Source organism: Arthrobacter sp. 05T444, from assembly GCF_056395905.1.
On the sequence record NZ_JBFTKK010000018.1, the window covers coordinates 23,579 to 41,803 of the forward strand.

22 protein-coding genes are annotated in these 18,225 nt (G+C 62.1%); 12 read left to right on the forward strand and 10 right to left on the reverse strand.

What is annotated here, in order from left to right; translation table 11 throughout:
• Positions 1–2 precede the first annotated feature (2 nt).
• The 11 genes from AC1DD3_RS16350 (at position 3) to AC1DD3_RS16400 (ending at position 9,680) form a co-directional block, all read left to right on the forward strand.
• Positions 3–947 carry a type II secretion system F family protein gene (locus AC1DD3_RS16350; RefSeq protein WP_476882095.1) on the forward strand — a complete coding sequence of 315 codons (945 nt, stop codon included), beginning with the start codon at positions 3–5 and terminating at the stop codon, positions 945–947.
• A 16-nt stretch (positions 948–963) separates the two neighbouring features.
• A complete protein-coding gene (locus tag AC1DD3_RS16355; protein WP_476882096.1) occupies positions 964–1,842 on the forward strand; it encodes a type II secretion system F family protein in 879 nt (292 codons plus the stop codon).
• A gap of 306 nt (positions 1,843–2,148) precedes the next feature.
• Positions 2,149–2,364, forward strand: a complete 216-nt coding sequence (locus tag AC1DD3_RS16360) for a Flp family type IVb pilin (RefSeq protein ID WP_476882097.1) — start codon at positions 2,149–2,151, stop codon at positions 2,362–2,364.
• A gap of 107 nt (positions 2,365–2,471) precedes the next feature.
• Positions 2,472–2,852 carry a TadE/TadG family type IV pilus assembly protein gene (locus tag AC1DD3_RS16365; RefSeq protein ID WP_476882098.1) on the forward strand — a complete coding sequence of 127 codons (381 nt, stop codon included), beginning with the start codon at positions 2,472–2,474 and terminating at the stop codon, positions 2,850–2,852.
• Entirely contained in the window at positions 2,849–3,751 is a 903-nt protein-coding gene (locus AC1DD3_RS16370; RefSeq protein ID WP_476882099.1) for a pilus assembly protein TadG-related protein, read from the forward strand. Before AC1DD3_RS16365 ends, AC1DD3_RS16370 begins: the two co-directional genes overlap by 4 nt.
• An 11-nt stretch (positions 3,752–3,762) precedes the next feature.
• Positions 3,763–4,500, forward strand: a complete 738-nt coding sequence (gene cpaB / locus AC1DD3_RS16375) for a Flp pilus assembly protein CpaB (protein ID WP_476882100.1) — start codon at positions 3,763–3,765, stop codon at positions 4,498–4,500.
• Positions 4,497–5,705, forward strand: coding sequence for a CpaE/TadZ family protein (locus tag AC1DD3_RS16380; RefSeq protein WP_476882101.1), 1,209 nt, complete (start codon positions 4,497–4,499; stop codon positions 5,703–5,705). Before cpaB ends, AC1DD3_RS16380 begins: the two co-directional genes overlap by 4 nt.
• Positions 5,702–7,195, forward strand: a complete 1,494-nt coding sequence (locus tag AC1DD3_RS16385; protein ID WP_476882102.1) for a CpaF family protein — start codon at positions 5,702–5,704, stop codon at positions 7,193–7,195. Before AC1DD3_RS16380 ends, AC1DD3_RS16385 begins: the two co-directional genes overlap by 4 nt.
• Complete coding sequence (locus tag AC1DD3_RS16390) at positions 7,195–8,148, forward strand: type II secretion system F family protein (protein ID WP_476882103.1); 954 nt, start codon at positions 7,195–7,197, stop codon at positions 8,146–8,148. The genes AC1DD3_RS16385 and AC1DD3_RS16390 overlap by 1 nt, the downstream gene beginning before the upstream one ends.
• 30 nt (positions 8,149–8,178) lie before the next feature.
• Positions 8,179–9,060, forward strand: a complete 882-nt coding sequence (locus AC1DD3_RS16395; protein ID WP_476882104.1) for a type II secretion system F family protein — start codon at positions 8,179–8,181, stop codon at positions 9,058–9,060.
• Positions 9,061–9,218: 158 nt separating this feature from the next.
• Positions 9,219–9,680 (forward strand): Hpt domain-containing protein, encoded by a 462-nt coding sequence (locus AC1DD3_RS16400; protein WP_476882105.1) that lies wholly within the window; start codon positions 9,219–9,221, stop codon positions 9,678–9,680.
• Positions 9,681–9,710: 30 nt separating this feature from the next.
• Here the strand turns inward: AC1DD3_RS16400 and AC1DD3_RS16405 are convergent, their stop codons facing one another.
• Positions 9,711–10,511 carry a response regulator transcription factor gene (locus AC1DD3_RS16405; RefSeq protein ID WP_476882106.1) on the reverse strand — a complete coding sequence of 267 codons (801 nt, stop codon included), beginning with the start codon at positions 10,509–10,511 and terminating at the stop codon, positions 9,711–9,713.
• Positions 10,512–10,773: 262 nt separating this feature from the next.
• Here AC1DD3_RS16405 and AC1DD3_RS16410 point away from each other — a divergent pair, with 262 nt between their 5' ends.
• Complete coding sequence (locus AC1DD3_RS16410; protein ID WP_476882119.1) at positions 10,774–12,429, forward strand: sensor histidine kinase; 1,656 nt, start codon at positions 10,774–10,776, stop codon at positions 12,427–12,429.
• Between the two features lie 23 nt (positions 12,430–12,452).
• Here the strand turns inward: AC1DD3_RS16410 and AC1DD3_RS16415 are convergent, their stop codons facing one another.
• The 9 genes from AC1DD3_RS16415 to infA all read right to left on the reverse strand — a co-directional run bounded on the left by AC1DD3_RS16415 (position 12,453) and on the right by infA (position 18,074).
• Positions 12,453–12,935, reverse strand: coding sequence for a sensor histidine kinase (locus AC1DD3_RS16415; protein ID WP_230118124.1), 483 nt, complete (start codon positions 12,933–12,935; stop codon positions 12,453–12,455).
• Between the two features lie 98 nt (positions 12,936–13,033).
• Positions 13,034–13,822, reverse strand: coding sequence for a response regulator transcription factor (locus tag AC1DD3_RS16420; RefSeq protein ID WP_476882107.1), 789 nt, complete (start codon positions 13,820–13,822; stop codon positions 13,034–13,036).
• A 105-nt stretch (positions 13,823–13,927) separates the two neighbouring features.
• Entirely contained in the window at positions 13,928–14,818 is an 891-nt protein-coding gene (truA, locus tag AC1DD3_RS16425) for a tRNA pseudouridine(38-40) synthase TruA (RefSeq protein WP_476882108.1), read from the reverse strand.
• 31 nt (positions 14,819–14,849) lie between these two features.
• Positions 14,850–15,437, reverse strand: coding sequence for a 50S ribosomal protein L17 (rplQ, locus tag AC1DD3_RS16430; protein ID WP_476882109.1), 588 nt, complete (start codon positions 15,435–15,437; stop codon positions 14,850–14,852).
• Between the two features lie 77 nt (positions 15,438–15,514).
• A complete protein-coding gene (locus tag AC1DD3_RS16435) occupies positions 15,515–16,525 on the reverse strand; it encodes a DNA-directed RNA polymerase subunit alpha (RefSeq protein WP_230118120.1) in 1,011 nt (336 codons plus the stop codon).
• A 131-nt stretch (positions 16,526–16,656) separates the two neighbouring features.
• A complete protein-coding gene (gene rpsK / locus AC1DD3_RS16440; RefSeq protein WP_011692779.1) occupies positions 16,657–17,058 on the reverse strand; it encodes a 30S ribosomal protein S11 in 402 nt (133 codons plus the stop codon).
• 52 nt (positions 17,059–17,110) lie between these two features.
• On the reverse strand, positions 17,111–17,485 hold the full coding sequence (gene rpsM / locus AC1DD3_RS16445) for a 30S ribosomal protein S13 (protein WP_230118119.1): 375 nt from the start codon (positions 17,483–17,485) through the stop codon (positions 17,111–17,113).
• A gap of 183 nt (positions 17,486–17,668) precedes the next feature.
• Positions 17,669–17,782, reverse strand: a complete 114-nt coding sequence (gene rpmJ / locus AC1DD3_RS16450; RefSeq protein ID WP_009358722.1) for a 50S ribosomal protein L36 — start codon at positions 17,780–17,782, stop codon at positions 17,669–17,671.
• Positions 17,783–17,852: 70 nt separating this feature from the next.
• Complete coding sequence (gene infA, locus AC1DD3_RS16455; RefSeq protein ID WP_011775571.1) at positions 17,853–18,074, reverse strand: translation initiation factor IF-1; 222 nt, start codon at positions 18,072–18,074, stop codon at positions 17,853–17,855.
• Positions 18,075–18,225: the final 151 nt, after the last annotated feature.

Here is an 18,225-nt window from a genome sequence, read left to right on the forward strand (position 1 = left end):
CGATGGCTGGCGAAACCGGCATCTTCGTGGCGGCTCTGTTTCTCCTGTATCTCGCCATGTTCCTTATCTATGGGGTGGTGCTCAGGCCCAAGTCGGCTCTCCCGCTGTCCAGGCGCCGGCCCGACTCCCCGGCCCAGCAGTCCATCCTGGCGAGCCTGATCGGGCACGCAGTCGGGGCGTTGAACAAGGGCGTGAAAAGACGCGGTCCAGGTCTATTGACCCGCGACCGGCTGGACGAATGCGGGCTCAAGAAGGAGCCTGGAGATTACCTTTTGATTGGCGGGATCTTCACCCTGATGGCCGCGGTCTTCGGTTTCTTTTTGGGTGGCCTTTTTGCCACCGTTCTGCTGGCGCTGCTGACTCCTCTCGGACTCCACCTGCTGTTGAACGTCCTTTCCTCGCGCCGCCGGGCAAAGTTCGACCAGCAGGTACCGGACACGCTGCAGATGTTCTCCGGAGGCCTCCGCGCCGGGCACAGCCTGCTCAGGGCAGTTGACGCGGCAGCACAGGAAAGCCAGCCGCCGATGTCCGAGGAGCTGAGCCGGATCATCAACGAAACCCGGATCGGCCGGGATCTGGGCGAGTCGCTGGCCGACGTCGCCAGACGGACTCGAAGCGAGGACTTCCTCTCGATCTCACAGGCAATCGAGATCCACCGCGAAGTGGGAGGCGACTTGGCGGAAGTGCTGGATCACCTCGGCGATACGGTTCGCGACCGCACCCAGGTGCGGGGACAGATTCGTGCTCTCAGTGCAGAAGGCCGGATGTCCGCCATTGTCCTCATGGCGCTTCCGATCGTGATGTTCATCGGCCTCACGTTGTTCAACGACATGTACTCACGCGTCTTTACCAGCACGCTGCCCGGCTTCCTCATGATCGCGGCGGCTGTGGTGCTTCTGTCCGCGGGCGGCTTCTGGCTCAGCCGCATCATCAAGCCGAAGTTTTAGAAAGAAGGTGATCAGCTTGCAGCCTCTTGCTTATGCCGCGATTCTTGCGGTGATAGCCCCGCTCACGGTGATGACGTGGTTCGTCTTCACCGGCGACCGGGCCGGCCTGCGGAACATCAGGGCGAACCTCGGCCAGACGTCCAAGGCCAAAGGCCCGGCGCTCTCAGCCAACGACAAACTGATGCTGGTGAGCCGGCGCATCACGCCGAAAGGCTATGTCGCCTGGCTGGACAAGCAACTTGCTGGTGCGGGACGTCCCAAGGACTGGCCGCTGGCTCGGATCATCATGGTCAAGCCGCTACTGGCCTTAGCCGGTGCAGTCGCAGGTTACTTGTACTTCGCCGGAGAGCCATCGGCTCAGCGGTTCCTCATCATGGTGGGTGTCGCCGCGCTCAGCTACTTCACGCCTGATCTGCTGGTGAGGAGCCGTGCGCAAAAGCGGCGGGAGGCCGTCCGGCTGGAGCTGCCCAAGTCGCTGGATCAGATGCTGATCTCCGTCCAGGCCGGTCTCGGGTTTGAAGCAGCCATGGGACGGGCCGGCACCAACGGCAGCGGTCCTCTGGCTGAGGAACTGGTCCGGACGCTTCAGGACATCCAGGTGGGTCGGTCCCGCAAGGAGGCCTACCTCGCTCTGGCTGAAAGGGTGGATGTGCCCGATGTCCGAAGCTTCATCCGGGCAGTGGTCCAGGCGGACGCATACGGTGTGGCCATTGCCGGAGTGCTGAAGATGCAGGCTCAAGACATGCGCATCAAACGGAAGCAGCGGGCAGAGGAACACGCGATGAAGATGCCAGTCAAGATGCTCTTCCCGCTGATCTTCTTCATTCTGCCGACGCTTTTCATCGTGGTGCTTGGGCCGACCGTCCTGAGCATTGTCGACATGTTCACCGGCTAATTGCGCAGAAAAGATCGTCGACGCCGGCCGGCAAGCTGAAATAACCCGCTCGCCGTCGATTACAAAGACCGGACCCCCTCGGATCCCAGCACCGAGGGGGTCCTTTTGTGCGCGGATCTCTCTCTCGCCGGCGCACTGGAAGCGCATCGCAGCCGCAGGATTGGCGCAGGAACCACTGGAAACGCACGGCTTGGCAAGGCTTGGCACAGGATGCTGCAAGATCCATACTCCAGTACAAAATGGGTTGCTAAATTTTTTGTAGAGCTGGCATGGGGCCAGCCACTCTCACCCTTCCAGGAGCATTTCATGGTCTCTCTCATCGCCACCCTGCACGTCCTCGGCCACAACCTCAAGCAGCGGCTTACCCGCGAAGAAACCGGCGCCACCGCCGTTGAATACGCACTCATGGTCGGCCTCATCGCCGTCGTGCTGATCGGTGGCCTTACTGTGTTCGGCCCCCAGCTGAGCGACTTCTTTGATGGCTTGGGCGGCAAGCTCGGCATCGTTCCGGCGGCCGGCTGAATTCCCATACGGGAATGTGCGGAGCTAAGTGGCTCCGCCTAATCGAACGACGCGTGAGGCAGCGGTCCCAACGGCCGCTGCCTCACCCAGCACGAGAAGACAGAGCGATGAAAAAACTCAGGAACGAATCCGGCGCCGCCGCGGTCGAGTTCGCATTGGTCGTTCCCCTTCTCTTACTCCTCCTGCTCGGCATCGTAGAATTCGGCAGGGTCTTCAACGCCCAGATGCAGGTTACTGCAGCAGCCCGTGAGGGCGTGCGGGTGATGGCCATCCAGAAGCAGGTGGATGCGTCGATCGCCACAGCTGTGGCCGGCGCCCCCGGCCTTAGCCCCGCTTTGGCGTCAGGCCAGGTGAGCATCATGCCGGGGTCATGCACCACGAACATCGATGCCACTGTCACCGTTACCTATTCACTGGATCTGGTGGCAGGCCTCTTCGGTAAATCCATCCCGCTCACCGGACGAGCTGTCATGCGGTGCGGCGGATGACCCGCAGCGAGGACGGCGCCGTGGCTGTGATGATGGCCCTACTAATGGTCGTCGTGCTGGGAATGTCGGCCATTGTTGTTGACATCGGCATGCTTTATGCGGAGCGTGCCCAATTGCAGGCCGGGGCCGACGCGGCCGCGCTGGCTATTGCGCAGGACTGCGCCGCTGCCCGTTGTGGGAACTACGCTGCCACGGCGTCGAGACTAGCCAATGCAAATGCGAACGACGACCATTCAGCGGCTTCTCCCGTTATCGCCGGCAACACCGTCACAGTCCAGACGAGCACCGTCACACGCGATGGCGGGACGGCCGTGCGTCACTGGTTTGCGCCCATCCTTGGAATCGACTCAACCCGCGTTGGAGCCGTCGCGAAAGCGTCTTGGGGAAGCCCGTCTAAGGCCACAGTCTTTCCGTTCACCGCACCCAAATGCATGTTTGACCAGGCCCCGACCGACGTCGAGTTCTGGATCACCAGTGAGTCGACCTGCGTTGGGGCCTCGGGTATAAGGCTCCCCGGAGCATTCGGCTGGCTAGATGAGGACGGGCACAAAAACTGCCGCGCCAGCGTGGATGTTGACCAAATCATCATCGGTGGGGCTCCGGGCAAGAGTGGCCCACAGAACTGCAACATCGACGGCGTCACCATCCTGCTCCCCGTCTACGATCAAAAGTCCGGTCAGGGCAACAACGTCAGCTACGTTATCCATGGGTTCGCGGCGTTTAGGGTGACCGCCCACAGCTGGCCGAGCCAGCAGCTCAACCAACCGGGCTGCAACAAGTGCACCGGAGTCAAGGGAAAATTCATCACCTTGGTCTCTCTCCAAGACCTGCAATCGTTCGGCGTCGAAGAGCTGGGTGGTCCGGCCCTTAATGCCTTTTTCGTCACCCTCAGCCAATAGGAGCCGTTACCGTGAAAAGTCGAATCATCGCGGGTGCAGTTGCGGTTCTGCTGGCGGCAGTCGGTACCGTCCTCCTCGTCTCCTACGTCGGCGGGGCCGACAAAAGAGCCCTTGCCGGCGTCGAGACCGTTGACGTGCTGGTCGTAAACAAAACTGTGCCGGCGGGGACCACTGCCAAGGCTCTGGCGAACTCTGTCGGTCTGCAGACCGTGCCCGCCAAGACGCTTGCCAAGGATGCCGTGGGGTCGCTCGCGGAGCTTGGTGATCAGGTCACAACCGTCGAACTGGTGCCTGGCGAACAGCTCATCAGGGCTCGCTTCCTCGATCCGGCAGCCGTTAAGACCGAAGGAACCATCACAGTTCCCAATGGAATGCAGGAAATTTCCATCCAGCTGGAACCGCAGCGCCTCGTTGGAGGCCAGCTCAAACCAGGCGACACCGTGGGAATTTTCATGTCGCTGAAAGCCGGGGATTCGGGATTGGCGGTAACTCACTTGACACTGCAAAAGGTCCTGGTCACGGGTATTCAGGGGCTCGCTCCGAACCCGGAACCAACTGACTCAGGAAATTCTCCAACGGCGGCTCCTGTGCCGCCCGGCAGTGTCATTGTTACGCTGGCACGCACAGGGCCCGACGCGGAGAAGATTGTCTTCGCGCAGGAATTCGGCACGATTTGGCTGTCAAAAGAACCATCGAACGCATCTGAAACTGGAACCCGAGAGCTTACCGCGAAGGATCTGTACAAGTGAGCCGCTACGCAGTGGTCAGCACCATTCCCGATTACCACGAACGCGTGCTCGCGGCGGCAACCGGCGTGCTGGAAGGGGAAGTCCATTCATGGAACGGGGAGGCTTTCCCCCTCGAGCCCGTGGAATTGCTGAACCAGCTCTCGGACCCGGAGCTCCTGGATGTCGTCATGCTCGGGCCAGGAGTCCCGTTGGACGCCGCGCTTCGCCTCGCGGGCGACTTCGAAATTCAGAGGCCCGAGGTGTCCGTTCTGCTGGTGGCGCCCTCGAGTCCGGAACTTTTACTTTCTGCCATGCGTGCAGGCATTCGCGATGTTCTCGAGCCAGACGCGGATGTCAGCAGCGTCGGCGCGCTGCTCCACCGGGCCACCCGCAGTGCCTCGATCCGGCGGCGTGCGGCAGGATTTCCCGCTGACCATTCTGGCAGCGATACGAGAGGGCGCGTGGTTGCCGTGATCTCTCCGAAAGGCGGGGCCGGCAAGACTACGGTCGCCAGCAATCTCGCCGTCGGACTGGCTGGGGCCGCACCCCACGCCACGGTGCTCCTTGACCTCGACCTTCAGTTTGGGGACATCGCAAGCGCGCTGTCGATATCGCCGGACCACTCTGTGAATGACGCTGTCCAGGGCCCAGCGGGGCGCGACACCATGGTGCTCAAATCGTATCTGAGCTCCCATGCCAGTGGACTCTATGCGCTCTGCTCCCCGGAAGCGCCGGGCATGGCCGACCAAGTCACGGGCGACCAGGTTGCCCATCTCGTGGACCAGCTGGCCAGTCTGTACCGGTTTGTCGTCATCGACACAGCCCCCGGCCTTTCGGAACACACCCTTGCCGCTCTCGATCACGCCACCGATCTAGTGATGGTCAGCAGTATGGACGTGCCCGGCGTCCGCGGAATGCGCAAGGAACTGGACGTGCTCCGGGAACTGGGCATGGGGGCTACCAAGCGCCACCTGGTGCTCAACGTGGCAGACCCCCGCGACGGACTCACACTGCACGACGTTCAAACCACTCTCGGCGTCGACGTCGACGTCCTTGTCCCGACGTCACGGCAGGTGCGCCTATCCACCAATCAGGGTGTGCCGCTGCTGTCCCGTAACGGGCGTGACCCTGCCAGTAAGGCCCTGCGCAAACTGGTAGGCCGCTTTACCCCCACGACGACACCCGCCCGTAGACGCGGGGCCCGACACCGGATTGGAACGCCATGAACCTGGCCGAGCGACTTGAAGCTGTCCGCGGGCAGTCAGTTACTTCGGATGCACCTGCCCGCAAGGTCCCCAGCATTACCGACACACCGGCGCTGGGCACTGCTAGTGTCAATACCGCCGTCCAAGAATCGAGGCCGCTACCAGTAGCGCCTGCTGAGAAGCCGGCCCGGCAGATAAAGGCGCCCGCCGTCGCCGCGCCGGCCCATGATGCCTTGGCAAAGCTCAAGGACCGGGCCGGGGCAATCCTCTTTGAGCGACTCGGAACACGGCTGCTCGATGCGTCGCTCACCGAAGACCAGCTCCACTCGCTGGTTCAGGAGGAGTTGGTCCAGGTGGTGGAAGAGGAAGAAGTTCCCCTCACCAAAGAGGAACGGCAGCGTCTCATCCGGGGCGTCAGCGATGACGTGCTGGGCTACGGCCCCTTACAGCGGTTGTTGGACGACGAGGACATCACGGAAATCATGGTTAACGGGCCAGACATGATTTATGTGGAACACAGGGGCAAGCTCACCCGCAGCGCTGTCCGGTTCGCCTCGGAAGAGCATCTTCGCAAGGTCATCGAGCGCATCGTTGCCCGCGTCGGCAGGCGCATCGATGAGTCGTCGCCACTGGTGGACGCGAGGCTCGCAGACGGGTCCAGGGTCAACGCGATCATACCTCCGCTGGCCGTGAACGGGTCTTCCCTGACCATCAGAAAATTTGCCACCGATCCCTTCCAAGTCAGGGACCTCATCGGCTTCGGCACGCTTTCCCCTGAAATGGCTGAGCTGCTGGACGCGTGCGTCAAAGCCCGCCTGAACATCATCGTGTCCGGCGGAACCGGCACGGGAAAGACAACTCTTTTAAATGTGCTGTCCTCGTTCATCCCCGATGGCGAACGGATTGTGACCATTGAAGACGCGGTTGAACTGCAGCTTCAGCAGGACCACGTCGTGCGCCTCGAGAGCAGGCCGTCCAACATCGAGGGAAAAGGCGAAATTACCATCCGGGATCTCGTCCGGAACTCGCTGAGGATGAGGCCCGACCGGATTGTGGTGGGCGAGGTCCGCGGCGGCGAGACCCTCGACATGCTTCAGGCGATGAACACGGGACACGACGGGTCGCTGTCGACAGTCCACTCGAACTCACCGAGGGATGCTATCTCCAGGCTTGAGACTCTTGTGCTTATGGCGGGCATGGATCTGCCTCTGAGGGCAGTGCGTGAGCAGATCGCGTCCGCCGTCGATGTGATCGTACAACTCACGCGGCTTAGGGACGGCACGAGGCGTGTTACCCACGTCACGGAAGTTCAAGGCATGGAGGGGGAAGTGGTCACGCTCCAGGATGCGTTTGTCTTTGACTATTCGGCGGGGCTTGACCCCAACGGCCGCTTTCTGGGGAAGCCGGTCCCGACTGGCGTCCGGCCCAAGTTCACAGAGCGGTTCAATGAGCTGGGCATCCAACTTTCTCCCAGCGTTTTTGGTGCCGCCCCGGCGAGGAAGATCGCCTGATGATTCCGGAGCCATCGCCCTTTATCCTCATTGCGGGCTGCCTGCTGTGCTACGCAGGGCTGGCCGTCGTCGGATTCTTCGTCGTCGTCCCTCGATTGCCCAAGAACTCCCTTGCCCGGGATCCAGCATCCAACTCCCGCTCCGGAACCCAACTCAGTAGCCTCACCATCCGGGTGACCGGGTTTATCGAAGGGTTGCTTAAACGCCGCAACCGGTCCGCTGGCCTCGCGGGGTCGCTGGAAGCGGCCGGTCTGAAGTTCCGGCCTGCTGAATTTGTCCTACTGGTCGCCGTGGGCTGCGTGGTGCTGACCGGCATAGGTCTGGTCATCGGCGGTGCATTTTTCGCCTTCATGCTGGCCCTCGCCACGCCCCTGTTTGCGCGGTTCGGATTGCGTATTTTGGCCTCGCGCCGGCGGAAACAGTTTGCCGATCAGCTGGACGACACCCTTCAGTTGTTGGCTGGCGGTCTTCGGGCCGGCCACAGCCTTCTTCGGGCCATCGACGCGGTGTCTGGCGAATCGGAGGCGCCCACATCGGAGGAGTTCACTCGGATCATCAATGAGACAAGACTGGGCCGTGACCTGGGCGAGGCTCTAAACGACGCCTCGGAGCGCACAAAATCAGAGGACTTTTCCTGGGTAGCGCAGGCCATCGCGATCCACCGGGAGGTCGGCGGCAACTTGGCCGATGTGCTGGACCAGGTGGGGCAGACCATTCGTGAGCGGAACCAGATCCGGAGGCAGGTCAAGGCTTTGAGCGCGGAAGGAAAAATTTCCGCCATTGTTTTGATGGTCCTCCCCTTTGGTTTGGGCGGCATTCTCCTGGTGATCAGTCCTGGCTACATGGATCCGTTCGTGGAAAGTCCGGTGGGCCTGGTACTCATGGGCGTCTCATGCGTGTTGCTGACACTTGGTGCGCTGTGGCTGCGCAAAGTCGTCAGCTTCAAGTTCTAGCCACATGGAAGCAATACGAAAGGATGCGGAATGTCGCCGATGGCGTTGAGCGGCATTTTTGCCGTTACCGCAGCGATTCTCCTGTTGACTTGGTCCGTTCAAGGACACAGACCCCCGGGTCGACGGATTATTCAGGAGAATCTCTCACGTGGCCTCACGGCCGGTAAGAAGCAGCAGAAGCAAAAGGGCCAGCGTTTTGAAGCCCTTGCGAGCCGATTTACACCCGGAAGGCTGATCTCCGGGCTCGACCGGAGGCTTGCCCTGGCTGGCAGGCCAGCCTCTTGGCCGCTGAAAAGGCTAGTAGGAGCCAAGATCGTTCTTGCAGTTTCGGGGGGCGTATTGGGAATTCTCTATTCAAACAGTGCCCCGGGGGGGAAGTCGGTGATGCTGGCACTATTCGTGACGGTCGTGGCCTATTTTGTTCCCGACCTCCTCATACATAGCAAGGGAACCGAGCGGCAGAAAGCAATCACGCTTGAGCTTCCGGATACATTGGATCAAATGACCATCGCAGTGGAAGCCGGGCTGGGCTTCGACGCGGCAATGGCGCGTACTGGCCAAAATGGCCGAGGACCGCTGGCCGCCGAATTTGTCCGCACGCTTCAGGATATGCAGTTGGGGATGTCCCGCCGGGAGGCGTACGCCACCATGCTGGAGCGGACTAGCGCCCCCGATCTTAGGCGTTTCGTTAACGCCGTTATTCAGGCCGACCGATACGGAATCTCTATCTCAGGTGTGCTTCGAACACAGGCCAGCGAGATGCGACTCAAGCGGAGGCAGCGGGCTGAGGAAAAAGCGATGCAGATTCCGGTCAAAGTGCTCTTCCCACTGATGGTCTGCATCATGCCTGTACTGTTCATCGCACTTCTGGGTCCCGCAGCCATCAATGTTATGGAAACGCTCGCAAAGTAGCGTGGCCGGCGTGCAAACACGTTCTCGCATCGAAACCTTCAGCGCCCAGTAGAGTCGAGATTCCGGATGTGTTCCACTCACCACAAGGAACCCGCAGGGTTTCCACAGGATCCAAGGTTGATCAGGTTTTTCCCAAGGTCAGAAAGTAGCCTTAAGTCATGTCCGATTCAGGGTCCAGTGCGGGTGACGGCGGCGCCAATGGCGTCTGCATCCCTTCCTCTGGCGATCCTGCCAATCATTCGGCGGACGCTCAGCCAAAGGGCGGTCTTCCCTTGCTGGACCTAACTGTGCTTCAGGAACTTGAGGATGACTTGGGCGGCACGGGCGTCGCCCGCTCCTTCGCCAAGGATTACATCGGTATCTGGGACAAGAGGCTTGGCTACCTGCAGCGATCAGTCGCAGCGAGCGATGCCGAACTCGCCATGGACGCCGTCCTCAGCGTGAAGAATTCCGCCTTCATGGTGGGCGGCGCCAGGCTGGCGTGCCTGGCGGTGGAACTCGAGCGCTTGATCAAGAGCGGGGACCTGCCCGCCGTGGAGCAGCTTCTGCCGATCGTCGCGCAAACGGGCGAAGAGACGGTCAGGGAGTTGAAGCTCGGTTACCTCCCGCCGGAGACCTAGGCGCCCGAAGCCTAGCCTTCACCAGCAGAACTACTCAGCCTTCTTCGGGGCCAACCGGTAGCCCACTCCGCGAACGGTGACCAGCCACCGGGGGTCCTGCGGATCCTCATGAAGCTTGCGGCGCAAATTTCCGATATGGACTTCAACAGCCCGTTCATCGGCCTCGCTGATGTAAGTGTCCTCGCCGTAGTACTCCCCACGGACCACACGGACCAGGTCCGCCCGCGTACGGACAGCCCCGGTCCCCTTCAGCAGCTCCTGGAGAAGATCGAATTCGCTGCGGGTTAGCCCCAGCGGCATGCCTCGAAGATCCACGGTCCGCGTTTCCGTATCGAGCGCCAGGCCGTTGTGGTGCAGCACCTTGCCGCGGCGCGCGCTCGCGACGCCAGCGCCAGTGCCGCCACCAGCAGCGGCGGCAATCTGCTCCGAAGGTTCGGCCACAACCTCCCCAACTACACCCTGCCGGGGCCGGCGCATCATTGCCGAGATGCGTGCACGCAGCTCACGGGGCCGGAAGGGCTTGACGATGTAATCGTCCGCGCCGCCCTGGAGGGCGCTAATGGTGTCCAGTTCCTCGTTGCGGCCGGTCAGCATCACCACGTAGGCGTCACTGAACTGCCGGATCCTGCGCAGCACCTCGAAGCCGTCGATGTCCGGGAGACCGACGTCGAGTGTGATCACATTCGCCTGACGATGCCTGGCAACGTCCACGCCGTCGCGGCCAGTTGCTGCAGAATGCACCTCAAAGCCAGCCTGCTGCAGGACCGCGTCAAGAAGATTGCGGACGTCGTCATCATCTTCGATCACCACGGCCACACCTAAATCGCCCACGACTATCCCCATATCCGATAAAACACCGCAACGCCCAGCGCAATGCGGGAAGCATTACCAGATTACCCACGCTACCCCGTGATTAGGCCCACACACCCGAAATTCGCGATATGTTTTGATCGAAACCACGAAGCGAGGGCCCGCCCTCCAATTGCGGAAGAACCGCCGTGCATAATTGGCTTCATGTCATGGTTTATGCAGGCGCTGTTCCGGAACGCCGAAAAGCTGAACAGGGGGTACGGCCGCGTTGGGTGAGCACGTGATGGTCCGTGACACGGACCGATTCTTCAGGCGCCTCGGGCCGCGGGTCCGGGTGGCCCTCTGCCAGCTCCCGGTAACACTCATTCTCGCCGCGCTCGCTGTTGCGGCCCCGGCCGTCTGGCCAACGCTGATAGCGAATGCCGTCTTTATTGCCTCCATCGTGATGATGGGGCTCCTCTTCCTTTCCTGTTTCCTGATTCCCTGGGAACGGCTTCCGGCCAATGCCTACCTCGTCATTCCCATTCTTGACCTCGTGGTCATCGGCCTTGCCCGCAACGGTGCAGTTCCGGCGGTGGCCGGGCTTGGTGTGCTGGCCATATTCCCCGTGATCTGGTTATCAGCGTCGGGATCCTTCGCGCGCACCACGATTTTCATCAGTTTCTTTGGGCCCCTCCTCATCAGCCTGCCCTCGCTGATGCAAAAGTTTCCCAACATTTCACCTTCGGAAATCGCCGGAGCCATTCTGTTGCCGCTCATGATGCTGGCCGTATCGCTGGCCATCCGGTTTGCCAGCGCCAATGTCAGGGTCCAGCGCCAGCGCCTGGAAAAGAAGGACGCCGAGCTGCGCGAACTGCTCATAGAAAGCAGAAACCGCGAGCGGCTGCTCAAAACGGTTCTGGACACGATCGACGTCGGCATTGTGGCCATCGATGCCGACGGCCAGAAAGTGCTGGTCAACGACCAGCAGAAGGCGTTCCGACAGGCAGCCGCTCCCGCCGGCGCCGTGGAGGTGCCGCTGGAAGCGCAGCAGGTCATGTTCGGCCAGGACAGGGTCACCCCACTCGCGGTGGACAAACGGCCCATCCGCCGGGCGGCGGCCGGCGAGACGTTCGCGAACTACCTGGTGTGGCTCGGCGAGGGAACGGCACAGCGTGCGGTTTCCACCGCGGCCCGGATCATCAAGAACGACGACGGCGGGTTCAGCGGGGCGGTCATCGTTTACAGCGATGTCACTGGGCTCGTGGAGGCGCTCTCCGCCAAGGAAGAGCTGATCTCCAACGTGTCCCACGAATTCCGCAGCCCGCTCATGTCCGTCCTTGGCAACGTAGACCTGGTGCTGGGCGACGCGGACGGCTTGTCACCCGCCGCGGTGCAGCGCCTCGAAGTGGTGCAGCGCAATGCCGAGCGGCTCCTTTCGCTCGTGTCGGAACTGCTTGTCTCCGCCTCAACAGTGCTCGCGGTCCATCCCCGGCGGACGGACCTTGCGGGCCTCATCGAGACCACCATCGGCTCCGCACAGGCACAGGCGGATGCCTCCAACGTGTCCCTCAGCGCCGACGTCCCGGTGCCGCTGTGGGCCTACGCGGATCCTCTGCGGATATCACAGGCCCTCGACAACCTGGTGTCCAACGCCATCAAATACTCTCCCGACGGCGGAGCCGTCACCGTGAGCGCCCGGAGCAGCGACTCCTGGGTGCAGCTCAAGGTGCAGGACACGGGGATGGGCATCAGCGAAGAGGAATCGTCACGGATTTTCACCCGGTTCTTCCGGACCCAGTCGGCCAGGAAGGCTGCGATCCCCGGCGTTGGACTCGGCCTCTCGATCACTAAGACCATCGTGGAGCGGCACGGCGGGGACATCACCTGCGTCAGCAAGCCCGGAGCCGGGACCACGTTCACCGTGACGCTGCCGGCGGAAGACGCCAAAGTCCTCTAGGTCAGGCTCGAAGGTTTTGTCAGTTAGTCCAGCGGCAGGGTGACAGTCACACACGTTCCCGCGGTGGACGAGTCGATGGTCACGTGACCGCCCACCGTTTCCAGGACGAGGCGCATGAGCCGAAGCCCCATCCCCGAATGCCTGCCGTGGGTGGCTGCTTCAATATCGAAACCAGCTCCATTGTCGGACACTTTAAGCTGAACCTCGTGGCCGGCCGCTGGATGGCTCACACACCCCAGCCGAACGGTAACAGCTGATGCTCCGGCAAATTTGTGGACATTGCTCAAGAGCTCCTGCGCCGCCCGGTACAGCAGCGTCGCGGACTTACGATCGACTTCCATGCCGTGGTGCGGTGTTTCCAGGTGCACCACGACTCCACGTTCGCGCAACGGAAGGGTCAATCGGTCAATCGCCCCCGCGACGCCAAGCGCATAGAAATCGACCGGATGCGTATCAGTAAGAACGCCTCGGACTGCGACAACCTCGTCGCTTGATAGTGATTTCATGCCTCTACCGTGCGCCTGCGCCCTTGGCATTTTCTTAGGCTTCTCCCAGCTACTCCCCCGTTTGCAGGGGCCAACTCTGCGGGTAGATCCCGGGCCGGTCAGGCCAGCGTGTAGCCCGCGCCCCGCACGGTCTTGAGCCACTTCGGTGACCTGGCATCGTCCCCCAGCTTCCGCCGCAGGTTGCCGACGTGCGCTTCGATGATGCGGCCGGCGTCGTAGGCCCCGGACGGCCCAACTTCGTGCTGCGCCAAGTCCTGTTGAACAAGACCCAGGAGACCGGCCAGCTCGGCCTTGCTCACCACTCCCGTGCCGCGCTCCAGCAAAATGCGGAGCAGGTCAAACTCGGTCCGGGTGAGCTCCAGGGACCTGCCGCGGATACTGGCGGCGCGCGTGGCGCTGTCTATCTGCAGGCCCTTGTGCTCCAGGCGGTGCGCGGCCTGTGCCGGCCGCGAAGGCCGGTCCCGCGGCGAAACCAAGGGCGGCACCCGTGGCGTCACCATCGGAGGGATGGTGAGCTGCCGCGGCCGCCGCAGCATGCCGTCCACCCGGACCCGGAGTTCCCGCGGACGGATCGGCTTGACCATGTAGTCATCCGCCCCGGCATCGAAGCCCATCAGCGTGGCCGCAAGGTCGCTGCGGCAGCTGACTATCAGAAGGTACGTGTGGCTGAATTCGCGGATGCGCCGCGCCACCTCGTAGCCGTCCATGTCCGGCAGGACCACATCCAGAGTGACGGTGTCGGGTTGCTTGGCCCGCACCAGTTCAAGCCCGGACTCGCCGTTTTCGGCGCAGTGCACCTCGAAACCGGCATCACCGAGGGTCGACCGCAACAGGGCCCGGACTTCCTCATCCTGTTCGATAACGACAACAACGCGACGATCATTCATCCCTTACCCCCTGTAAGGACCGCATGACTAAAGACTGCGGTTTAGCCTACTAGCTGCGTGGAGTAAAGTGATGCGCCACCCTCAGAACGGCGTTAACGTTGGGACTTACTCCCGCAGGGCCCGCGTCAGCTCGGCCCGGGCCAGCAGCTCACCGTCCGACGGGTAGGCCACCTCCTCCAGCACCAGCGGATGCGGCGCCGCCAGCACCGAACGGGCATCGCGTTTCCTCGCCAGCAGCCGATCATGCAGCCATCCCGGCGGTTCCAGCCCCTCGCCCACGTACAGCGCCGACCCCACCAGCGCACGCACCATGTTGTGGCAGAACGCGTCGGCCTGGACAGTGGCGACAATGACGCCGTCCTCGCCGCGGGCAAACTCAAAGCGCTGCAGTTCGCGGATGGTGGTGGATCCCTCGCGCGGCTTGCAGTAGGAAAGGAAGTTCTGCAGGCCCAGCAGCTTCGATGAGCCCTCGTTCAGGAGGTCGACATCCAGCGGGGACTTGTGCCACAGCGTGTCATACCGTCCCAGCGGATCCCACAGCGCCTGCCCGTCCGCGATGCGGTAGCTGTAGCGGCGCCACAGCGCCGAGAAGCGGGCGTCGAAGCCCTCCGGAGCGATGGATACCTGATGCACCACGATGGCGCCGGTCAGGTCCCCGAGCCCGTGGCTGAGGGCGCCCCGCAGCCGACGCAAAAGTGCGACGGCGGGATCCAGTTCCGCGCCGCGGTTCAGTCCGAGCCACTCGGTTTCCGTCAGGTCGAGGTGCACCACCTGGTCACGGGCGTGGACGCCGGCATCCGTACGGCCCGCAACGGTGACCCGGACGGGACGGCGGATGAGCAGTTCCAGGGCCTCTTCCAAGGTCCCCTGAACTGTGCGGAGACCGGGCTGCAGTGCCCACCCGCTGAAGGGGCCGCCGTCGTACGCCAAATCAAGCCGGACACGCAAAAACCCGCCGCCCCCCAAAACGGGGGCAGCGGGTTTTTGGTCGTTCATAGACTTAAGTCTATGCGAAGGAATCAGCGAATTACTTCGCGTCCTTTGCGGACTCGTCAGCAGCTTCCTCAGCCGGAGCTTCCTCAGCGGCCGGAGCCTCTTCGGCAGCGTCAGCTGCAGGAGCCTCTGCAGCTTCGGTCTCGACGACCTCGGCCTCGGGAGCTTCCTCGGCAGCCGGGGCGGCAGCAGCGGCGTCCTTCTTGTCGGCGTCGCGCTGGGCAGCGGAAGTAGCCTCGGCTACAACGGCCTGCTTGGCGGAAACCGGCTCAAGAACCAGCTCGATGACAGCCATGGGGGCGTTGTCGCCCTTGCGGTTGCCGATCTTGGTGATGCGGGTGTAGCCGCCGTCGCGGTTCTCCACTGCCTGTGCAATGTCGGTGAACAGCTCGTGGACGACGCCCTTGTTGCTGATCAGGCCGAGTACACGACGGCGGGAAGCGAGGTCGCCGCGCTTGGCGAAGGTGACCAGGCGCTCTGCGTACGGCTTCAGGCGCTTGGCCTTGGTCACCGTGGTGGTGATCCGCTTGTGCTCGAACAGTGCTGCTGCCAGGTTCGCGAGCATGAGACGCTCGTGAGCCGGGCCGCCTCCGAGGCGCGGACCCTTAGTGGGGGTAGGCATAGTTGTTTCTCCTCATATGGAAGCCGGTGGGCTGCGCACAACGTGGTGCATCCAGCCCGCCGGCCAAGATCTGCTTGTTAGAGCTCGTCGTCGCTGAACGCGGCGTCGTCCTCTTCGATGGCTGCGGCGCGGGCGGCGAGGTCGAAGCCGGGAGGCGAGTCCTTGAGGGACAGTCCCAGTTCAACCAGCTTTGCCTTGACCTCATCAATGGACTTCGCACCGAAGTTACGGATGTCCATCAGGTCAGCCTCGGAGCGGGCAACGAGTTCACCCACGGTGTGGATGCCCTCACGCTTGAGGCAGTTGTAGGAACGGACCGTGAGGTCCAGGTCCTCGATCGGCAGAGCCATGTCTGCTGCCAGGGCAGCATCCGTCGGCGACGGGCCAATCTCGATACCTTCAGCTGCGGTGTTCAGCTCGCGGGCCAGACCGAACAGTTCCACCAGGGTGGTACCTGCCGAAGCAACGGCATCGCGCGGAGCGATGGCCTGCTTGGTCTCGACGTCGACAATGAGCTTGTCGAAGTCGGTGCGCTGCTCAACACGGGTGGCTTCCACGCGGAAAGTAACCTTCAGCACCGGCGAGTAGATGGAATCGACCGGGATACGGCCGATCTCTGCGTCGCCGGACTTGTTCTGAGCTGCCGAAACGTAGCCGCGGCCGCGCTCGATGGTCAGTTCGAGTTCGAACTTGCCCTTCGAGTTCAGCGTGGCGATGTGCAGATCCGGGTTGTGGAATTCGACGCCGGCCGGCGGAGCGATGTCCGCGGCGGTGACGACTCCGGGGCCCTGCTTGCGCAGGTAAGCAACAACCGGCTCGTCGTGCTCGGAGGACACGGACAGGTTCTTGATGTTCAGGATGATCTCGGTGACATCTTCCTTGACACCCGGAACCGTGGTGAACTCGTGCAGCACGCCATCGATCCGGATGCTCGTTACAGAGGCACCGGGGATGGAAGAGAGCAGGGTACGGCGGAGGGAGTTTCCGAGAGTGTAACCGAAGCCCGGCTCCAGCGGTTCAATGATGAAACGGGAGCGGTTATCGGTGACGACCTCTTCGGAGAGGGTGGGGCGCTGTGCAATGAGCACTTAGGTTTCCTTTCGGCGAGCATCCGCTATATGACGCAACACAGGTGGTGGAAAATCGGTCTGAAGACTTAACGCGCTGGGCTTGCCCGGACCCGGCAAGGGTCCGGGCAAGCTTTTGCGGCGGAAAGGCCTTAGACGCGGCGGCGCTTCGGCGGACGGCAGCCGTTGTGCGCGGCGGGGGTGACGTCCTGGATGGAGCCAACCTCGAGGCCAGCGGCCTGCAGCGAACGGATGGCGGTCTCGCGTCCGGATCCCGGTCCCTTGACGAACACGTCAACCTTCTTCAGGCCGTGCTCCTGTGCACGCTTGGCAGCAGCTTCGGCAGCCATCTGTGCAGCGAACGGGGTGGACTTACGTGAGCCCTTGAATCCAACCTCACCGGCGGAAGCCCAGGAGATGACAGCACCGTTCGGATCCGTGATGGAAACGATGGTGTTGTTAAAGGTGCTCTTGATGTGCGCCTGGCCAAGCGCGATATTCTTCTTGTCCTTCTTACGCGGCTTGCGAACCGCGCCACGAGTCTTCGGGGGCATTTTTTCTCCTACAGAAAGTTATCGGGGGAAAGAGCCGCTAATCCCTCAGGGATTAACGAGCCTTCTTCTTGCCTGCAACGGTGCGCTTCGGACCCTTACGGGTACGTGCGTTCGTCTTCGTACGCTGTCCGCGCACTGGCAGGCCCTTACGGTGGCGAATACCTTCGTAGCTGCCGATTTCAACCTTGCGGCGGATATCTGCGGCCACTTCGCGGCGAAGGTCACCCTCAACCTTGTAGTTGCCTTCAATGTAGTCACGCAGCTGTACCAGGTCGGCGTCGCTGAGGTCCTTTACGCGGACGTCAGCGCTGATGCCGGTGGCAGCCAGGGTTTCGTGTGCACGGGTCTTGCCCACGCCGTAGATGTAAGTAAGCGCAATTTCCAGCCGCTTTTCGCGGGGAATGTCTACGCCAGCGAGACGAGCCATAGTGGCAGTGCTCCTTGAATAAACCGGAGGTCGTAGGCAGTACACCCGCACTTTCAGTGCGGCCCCAGCCTCCGACCGGGGGTTAGCTGTCCGGACTCTTTCGAGCTAAATGTTCCAGATCAGCTTGTGCTGCCTTTTATTTACTTGCGTGGGTTAGCAACCCAGGGATTCCCGAAAAGGGAATTAGCCCTGGCGCTGCTTGTGGCGCGGGTTCTCGCAGATCACCATGACCCGGCCATTACGGCGGATCACTTTGCACTTTTCGCAGATCTGCTTGACGCTCGGCTTGACCTTCATGGCGTTCCTTTGCGTGATAGCAGTTGGTCCGATGGACCGGCCTTCGGCAGTTGCTCTGGCCGCCCAGCGTTTACTTGTAGCGGTAGACGATACGACCACGTGTCAGGTCGTAAGGGCTCAGCTCCACCACTACCCGGTCCTCAGGGAGAATCCTGATGTAGTGCTGACGCATTTTTCCAGAGATGTGTGCCAGAACGACGTGCTTGTTGGTGAGCTCAACACGAAACATCGCGTTGGGCAGCGCCTCAGTCACTACGCCCTCGATCTCTATGACCCCGTCCTTCTTGGCCATATCCTCCGCTAACTGTTGTTTGCCTCAGCCCTCCGGATTGCACCGGGCATGACTGCGGACGTTTTTTGATGTGATTGATCGTCACCCTCCGGCCGCAAATGGGCGTGGCAGGGCAGACAACCAACAAGCAACACTACGGCATTTGGTCCGG

Excerpts from the sequence above, each read along its gene's own strand:
- AC1DD3_RS16350 (WP_476882095.1), top strand. The coding sequence starts at position 3 with ATGGCTGGCGAAACCGGCATCTTCGTGGCGGCTCTGTTTCTCCTGTAT.
- AC1DD3_RS16360 (WP_476882097.1), top strand. The coding sequence starts at position 2,149 with ATGGTCTCTCTCATCGCCACCCTGCACGTCCTCGGCCACAACCTCAAG.
- AC1DD3_RS16365 (WP_476882098.1), top strand. The coding sequence starts at position 2,472 with ATGAAAAAACTCAGGAACGAATCCGGCGCCGCCGCGGTCGAGTTCGCA.
- AC1DD3_RS16370 (WP_476882099.1), top strand. The coding sequence starts at position 2,849 with ATGACCCGCAGCGAGGACGGCGCCGTGGCTGTGATGATGGCCCTACTA.
- AC1DD3_RS16385 (WP_476882102.1), top strand. The coding sequence starts at position 5,702 with ATGAACCTGGCCGAGCGACTTGAAGCTGTCCGCGGGCAGTCAGTTACT.
- AC1DD3_RS16390 (WP_476882103.1), top strand. The coding sequence starts at position 7,195 with ATGATTCCGGAGCCATCGCCCTTTATCCTCATTGCGGGCTGCCTGCTG.
- AC1DD3_RS16395 (WP_476882104.1), top strand. The coding sequence starts at position 8,179 with ATGTCGCCGATGGCGTTGAGCGGCATTTTTGCCGTTACCGCAGCGATT.
- AC1DD3_RS16400 (WP_476882105.1), top strand. The coding sequence starts at position 9,219 with ATGTCCGATTCAGGGTCCAGTGCGGGTGACGGCGGCGCCAATGGCGTC.
- AC1DD3_RS16410 (WP_476882119.1), top strand. The coding sequence starts at position 10,774 with ATGGTCCGTGACACGGACCGATTCTTCAGGCGCCTCGGGCCGCGGGTC.
- AC1DD3_RS16415 (WP_230118124.1), bottom strand. The coding sequence starts at position 12,935 with ATGAAATCACTATCAAGCGACGAGGTTGTCGCAGTCCGAGGCGTTCTT.
- AC1DD3_RS16420 (WP_476882107.1), bottom strand. The coding sequence starts at position 13,822 with ATGAATGATCGTCGCGTTGTTGTCGTTATCGAACAGGATGAGGAAGTC.
- truA (WP_476882108.1), bottom strand. The coding sequence starts at position 14,818 with ATGAACGACCAAAAACCCGCTGCCCCCGTTTTGGGGGGCGGCGGGTTT.
- rplQ (WP_476882109.1), bottom strand. The coding sequence starts at position 15,437 with ATGCCTACCCCCACTAAGGGTCCGCGCCTCGGAGGCGGCCCGGCTCAC.
- rpsK (WP_011692779.1), bottom strand. The coding sequence starts at position 17,058 with ATGCCCCCGAAGACTCGTGGCGCGGTTCGCAAGCCGCGTAAGAAGGAC.
- rpsM (WP_230118119.1), bottom strand. The coding sequence starts at position 17,485 with ATGGCTCGTCTCGCTGGCGTAGACATTCCCCGCGAAAAGCGGCTGGAA.
- rpmJ (WP_009358722.1), bottom strand. The coding sequence starts at position 17,782 with ATGAAGGTCAAGCCGAGCGTCAAGCAGATCTGCGAAAAGTGCAAAGTG.
- infA (WP_011775571.1), bottom strand. The coding sequence starts at position 18,074 with ATGGCCAAGAAGGACGGGGTCATAGAGATCGAGGGCGTAGTGACTGAG.